The following is a 5,679-nucleotide window of genomic DNA, read 5'->3' as shown; positions in this document are numbered from 1 at the left end:
GTGAATTGGATTAACGATCTCATTCAAGTGGGGTGGCAGTTATGTCGAAATTCCAATATTTAATTACGGTTAAGCCGTTGGGATTGATGTACGGCAGTGCTGGAGCTTTTCTTTCTCCAGAAAATTTAGTGGGGCGTTCCGGTGCTAAATTTCCTCCCGATACGGCTACCCTTGCGGGACTTTTTTTCAACGCCAATCGCGAACATCAATTTGCCGATCGCACAGAACTGAGAAATCATCTGGTCATCTCCGGCCCGTTTTGGGCACAACAATACAAGCCCAAACAATTCTACGTGCCGATTCCCTGGCATAACGTGATTGCGGAAAAAGAGGATGATGAATGGATTTTTGTGAAAAAGAAGTCGAATTCACCAGAAGCGGTGGCGTCAGAGTCCAATCAATGGTGTCTGGGTCAACATCGATGGGAACGCACGAACAAAGACTTGAAACCGGAGTTTAGTTGGCAATCGATTAATACCTGGAATTTACCCCCGAATGAACTCCGAGAACAGCAAGCGATCGCAAAAGCACCGTGGGATTTTGTCTCATTTCTCCATCCCAGAATAAAAGCGGAAGAACGTCACGTCGTGGAAAAGGATGGACTGTTCTTAGAAAATGCGGTGCAATTTCACGAAGACTATTGCTTAGTGTATCTCTCGAACTATGAGTTACCTGCTGGCTGGTATCGCTTTGGGGGAGAAGGTCATCTGGTAGAAGTGGAAAGTCACTTTCTCTCAGACAAACACAAAATTAATCGACTCCTGAACCAAAAAATTCAGCACGCCTTTGCTCTGATTACACCGGGTGTTTGGGGGTCAAATAACTACTCCTACCGTTACCCCAATCATTCCAGTTTTCCTAGGCAAGGACTCAAAATGCTGACCGATAAACCCGTTCCTTACCGTTACCGCCTCGGTCATTCTCAGCAAGAGATAGAAACAGTAGAGGAGTCCTATGACCCTAGCCGAACTGGACGCTTAAGTCGAGGACGCTATGCGGTTCCGGCAGGAAGTGTTTACGTTTTCAAGCACCCCCTGAATCAAACCTGGTGGGAATTTCCCGACGAGTGGTTCCCCAAAGAAGGATTTCCCCTCAAACATTTGGGGTGTGGTTTGTGTTTACCCATTGATATTCAAGGATTACCAGTATGTACCACAGCGCCTACGGAGTAATTGAAGCCCTTGCACCTATCCATGTTGGGGCAACTGCCGGGGAAGAAACGGGCAATCTTAACTTAATTTTTCGCGACCAATTTACCCAAACGGGCATGATTCCCGGTAGCTCAATTCGAGGACGCTTTCGGGCTGATATGCGAGATGGGAAACAGGGTGAGGAGCAAACTTGGTACGGGCATGAATCAGTAGATAATCGTCCGGATGGCGGCACGACTGAAGCCCTGGTCAAGTTTGAATATGCCTCCCTGGTTTGGTTGCCTGTATTTTGCCCCGGTCAACCTGTCGTATTTGTCACCTGTCCCTTGCTGCTCAAGCGCTACAAACGGATTGCCAAACTTGACGCGGATGTCCCCGCCCCTTACACCGCAGCGACGGGTTTAGAAGGTCGGCAGATGGCAGGACGGGGCAAAATTCTGTTTTTCAATTTAGGGTTTATTGAACTGGAACACGAAGAGGATTTATCGGCTTGGATTCCGCCTGGAGCAGATTTAGACCCGAAAAAGTTGGTGGTGGTGGGTGATAACGATATTGCCATGCTGCATGATATGGCGCTGTATCGGCAAAGTCGCGTCAAACTGCTCGATGAAATGGAGAAAGTGGATACAGAACGCGGCGCATTCTTCAATACTGAAGCCTTGCCAGAAGGCAGTGTTTTAGTATTTCCCATCGCTTTGAAACGAAAAGGTTGGAAACCGTTTGGCGAGGAGAATTCATCAGAGTTGTATTTCGGGGGTTTAGAGTCGATTGGTTTTGGTCGTTGTCGTGTTTCGCTAGCTGGAGAGTATCAATAATGGGTTGGAAATCTTACGAACTCGATCGCATCGCTCAAAAGTTAGTGCTAGACGCACGAGAGCGCGATCCAAAATCCCCGAATCAGTCCTATAAAATGCGAATGGCGGTGGCTTATGGGTTAGAGCGTTTTTGGGGCGAACATTTGCGCCTCAAAGGCAGGGAAGAAGCCAAGTCGAGATATTGGAAAGAAACCTGGGATGCGTTGCAGAAGGTAATGGATAAAGCTGGTGTCAAGATTCCGAATGATGCGGTAAATCCCAACAAAGTGCAAGATATCCAGGATATGTCTGCAAAACTATGGAAATTGCCGCTCGAAGACCAACGAGTTGCGATCGCTGTTTTAACCCAACTGTGTGACTGCATTGTCTGGTGGACGCAACGATACAAAACTGGGAGGCTAGCTGATGAAATCGATTCCTGATGCACACAAAAAAGTGCCGATGATGTTTCGCGCCCAAGTCAGTGGACGCAGCCAACTGCATTATATTGATTCCAACAAGAAAAAAGCGGGTGAGAAGCAGGATGTTCAGCTTTGGGCCGAACAATGGATTGAAAAAGCTGAATTTGTCCCTACCGAAAAGGCACAAGAGGTAGAAACACCCACTTATCAAACCAAAACCTACCAAATTAGTTGGCGGTTCGTGACCAATGGCGGACAAGATGACGGCATGATTCGCCCTGTGATTGGTGCCAAGGGCATTCCCTTTTATCCCGGCAGCAGCATGAAAGGAGTATTTCGTCAAGCCTGCGAACGGGCGGAACGGGCGGGAGAACTTCAATACGGGAGTTGCAAAGACTACTGTGGGGATGAATCGGAGATTACACCCGGACGGCTGCGGTTTGAGGGCGCTTATCCGATTAATGATTGGACGCAAGGCTTAGTCGATTTGGTGCATCCCCAGCAAGGATGGCAAGTCAAAAACCAACAAACGAATTCAAGGTCGAGTGGTGAAAGTGCTTATGCTCTCGTGTCACTGGATCGACCGACCCTAAGATTTGGCATCTCTAGTATTAAACCCTTATCACCCGAACAATGGCAAGAAATATGGCAAGTTTGGGAAAATGCGATCGCAGTTGGACTAGGGACGCGAGTTTGTGCAGGGTACGGACACGTTGAAGCCGCGCAAAGCGAAATCCTCTATCAGGTGCGATTGAAAGGGCAAGGACAAGCGGCTAAGTTAATTGATGATACAGGAGAATTTCGTCCAAATATCATTCGAGGTAGTCTGCGAGGTCATGCTTTACGGATTTTTGGCGGCTTAACGGATGCAAACACGGCAGAACAATTAGTGGAAGAATTGTTTGGCGGCGTTCAAGGGCAGGGAACTGCCGGACTGTTAGGATTAGGGTTTCAAACGGCTGATCTAAAGTTAGGAATTTTTGGTCAGAATGGCTACGAACAACCTACGTATAACGTCGAAGGCGATGTGATTTGGTCATTGACGCGCCCCTTACCCGATGCGGAGAAAACAGCATTACAAAACCTCGTAACCGACTTGATGTGGTTTGCAATGGTGTTGGGGGGATTTGGCAAGTCATGGCGACGTGCCGACCATCGCTTATTTTACGACAATGACGACTATCAAAAGTTAATTGGTTGTCATTGGCAGTGGGCGCAAAAGCCAGATAAATCCCATGCCCTTCGGGTTTGGAATCCGAAAAAAGTGGGTGGATTTATTGATTCGGTGCTGGAAACGGCAAAAGTTTGGATGCAGTTGCGAGGCAAAACACCGACTCCTAATCGTCATGCCGATTGGCGAGAAGCATGGCATCCGTCTCGCGTTCAAGTGTGGGGGCGAATTGCTCGGACGCGAGATGAATGTGTGGCGATTTCCTGGTTACACGAACCCTATCAAAAGGGAATTTCTAGAGGTGAGCGGCATAAAAGTATTAAAGCAACATCGCTTACCGGAAAAATCGGTCAAATTGGGCGTCTCTGGCATCGCATGTACCCACCCAAAGTGCAAGTGGTTAAACAAGACGGTAAGCCTCAGGTAAAGTCAACGAATCGCTTCATTGAGCTATTAACGATTTTTCCCGATAATTCGCAGGAGTCAACAGACTTTTTGGAGTTTCTCAAGAACCAGCCGGATGGATTTGAACTCCTTTGGGGAGAACAGCAGCCATGAACATTTGGATTGTCACGATTGGTAGTAGTGATGTGCAACTCGATAGCGACAATAAGTGTCGGGAAAAGGGCAGAACTGAGAAACAACGAAGCGATAAAATTTGGCATTACTGGTATGATGATGAGGTTCAAGCCGATTGCTATGACATCGCTTTTGAACCCAAGCAATCTTATAAAGACAAAGATGAGCCGTACCGGATTGAAACCAGGGTTCTGGGTATGGTTTATGAGGCAACTTCTCCAGAGGTACAGCAGGAAATTTGGTCGTATTTAACCTTTCCCCTATTGGATAACTTTGTGGGGAAGTTGAAGGAGTCTGCACCCGATGCCATTGCCGTGTTGTTAACCGACCAATCTAAGGTTTTTCACAGTAATGCCGAAAGACGGAAATCCAAATGTCCCTACTGGCAAGATACCTGCACGCTGAAGCCGATTTTAAAGCAATATTTTCAAGACCAATTTCCTGAGGCAAACTGTGTCTGGATTCCCCTATCTCCAGCCTCTGGGGAACAGGGACTTGATGACTGGAACTCTGTTCTGGAATTAGTGCGGACGAATCTTAGCGAACAACTGGATAGGGAAGCGATCGAGGTCGATGCCAGTGATAAAGTTTATGTCAGTCATCAAGCTGGTACTCCAGCTATTTCATCGGCTGTACAGTTTGTCAGCTTGGCACAATTCAGAACGAATGTCGAATTTCTAGTTAGTAATGAATATAATCAACAGACGGATAAAATTTTATCGCCCACTTATTTAGGCGCGATTCAACAGCAAGAGGCAAAAGCACTGCTTGCTCGTCATGATTATTCAGGCGTTCGGGATATTTTAGGATTGACAGGGACAACTCCCAATAATTCTGAGCAGAAACGGATTAAATATTTGCTAGATGCAGGCGAACAGTGGAGTTTTGCTGAATTTCAAAAATTCAAGAAGATTTTAGTCGCTCGCAAGTTGCTATCAATCAAGAATTTTCCGTGGTATCAGTCGGGATATGAATCTGCTTATTTAGCTTGGGTTCGTTTGGAACAAGGTAGTACGGTTGATGCTTTATTCCATAGCTTTCGTGCGGCTGAAGGTTCGGTTATTAAATGGGCGGGAAAGCATTGTAGCGCTCACATCGACAATGATCCAAAATATGGGCTTCAAGTCAAGCGTTCCATTTGTCAAATGTTACCCAATTACTTTGATGCACTCTCTGAGCCAAATCAGAGAAAATTTGAAAAATGGGGGAAGATAGGTCTATATGGCGACCCAATTTATGAGTTACTCAGACAAGCGCGACCGGATTGGAAAGACCATCCACATATTAGAATAGTTTGGGAATCGGCTAAAAAAGAACGCAATAATTGCTTTCATCAAATAGAAGGGTTACAAGAATTGAAGGTTTTTAAAGCTTGGGAAACTCAAACGAAAGAGGAGTGGAAGCAGCGAATTCTAGGCTGTCTCAACTTTATTGCTAAAGAGGATTTACCCCAAGCGTTTACATCCCTTGAAGATGCCAGCCTCATGTTTCAGGTACACAAGGAATTGGAAGATGCGATCGCGTAGTACATATACTAATCTTGGCGATAAGTCAACCAACTA

5 protein-coding genes are annotated in these 5,679 nt (G+C 46.3%); all 5 read left to right on the top strand.

Annotated elements, in window-relative coordinates; translation table 11 throughout:
• The first annotated feature begins 41 nt into the window (after positions 1–41).
• From V6C93_RS19105 to V6C93_RS19085, 5 genes are read left to right on the top strand one after another with little or no spacing between them, the layout of a single operon-like run.
• Positions 42–1,172 (top strand): type III-B CRISPR module-associated Cmr3 family protein, encoded by a 1,131-nt coding sequence (locus tag V6C93_RS19105; protein ID WP_333478255.1) that lies wholly within the window; start codon positions 42–44, stop codon positions 1,170–1,172.
• Positions 1,148–1,966 (top strand): RAMP superfamily CRISPR-associated protein, encoded by an 819-nt coding sequence (locus V6C93_RS19100; protein WP_333478254.1) that lies wholly within the window; start codon positions 1,148–1,150, stop codon positions 1,964–1,966. Before V6C93_RS19105 ends, V6C93_RS19100 begins: the two co-directional genes overlap by 25 nt.
• Positions 1,966–2,388 (top strand): hypothetical protein, encoded by a 423-nt coding sequence (locus V6C93_RS19095; RefSeq protein ID WP_333478253.1) that lies wholly within the window; start codon positions 1,966–1,968, stop codon positions 2,386–2,388. Before V6C93_RS19100 ends, V6C93_RS19095 begins: the two co-directional genes overlap by 1 nt.
• Positions 2,372–4,096, top strand: coding sequence for a hypothetical protein (locus V6C93_RS19090; RefSeq protein WP_333478252.1), 1,725 nt, complete (start codon positions 2,372–2,374; stop codon positions 4,094–4,096). The genes V6C93_RS19095 and V6C93_RS19090 overlap by 17 nt, the downstream gene beginning before the upstream one ends.
• The gene (locus V6C93_RS19085) at positions 4,093–5,643 is read left to right on the top strand and encodes a hypothetical protein (protein ID WP_333478251.1); all 1,551 of its coding nucleotides are present in this window, start codon (positions 4,093–4,095) and stop codon (positions 5,641–5,643) included. Before V6C93_RS19090 ends, V6C93_RS19085 begins: the two co-directional genes overlap by 4 nt.
• Positions 5,644–5,679 lie beyond the last annotated feature (36 nt).

Origin of the sequence: Allocoleopsis sp., assembly GCF_036703385.1 — a bacterium.
Classification (GTDB): domain Bacteria; phylum Cyanobacteriota; class Cyanobacteriia; order Cyanobacteriales; family Coleofasciculaceae; genus Allocoleopsis.
This window is presented reverse-complemented; position numbering and strand designations above follow the sequence as displayed.

Excerpts from the sequence above, each read along its gene's own strand:
- V6C93_RS19095 (WP_333478253.1), top strand. The coding sequence starts at position 1,966 with ATGGGTTGGAAATCTTACGAACTCGATCGCATCGCTCAAAAGTTAGTG.
- V6C93_RS19090 (WP_333478252.1), top strand. The coding sequence starts at position 2,372 with ATGAAATCGATTCCTGATGCACACAAAAAAGTGCCGATGATGTTTCGC.
- V6C93_RS19085 (WP_333478251.1), top strand. The coding sequence starts at position 4,093 with ATGAACATTTGGATTGTCACGATTGGTAGTAGTGATGTGCAACTCGAT.
- V6C93_RS19100 (WP_333478254.1), top strand. The coding sequence starts at position 1,148 with ATGTACCACAGCGCCTACGGAGTAATTGAAGCCCTTGCACCTATCCAT.
- V6C93_RS19105 (WP_333478255.1), top strand. The coding sequence starts at position 42 with ATGTCGAAATTCCAATATTTAATTACGGTTAAGCCGTTGGGATTGATG.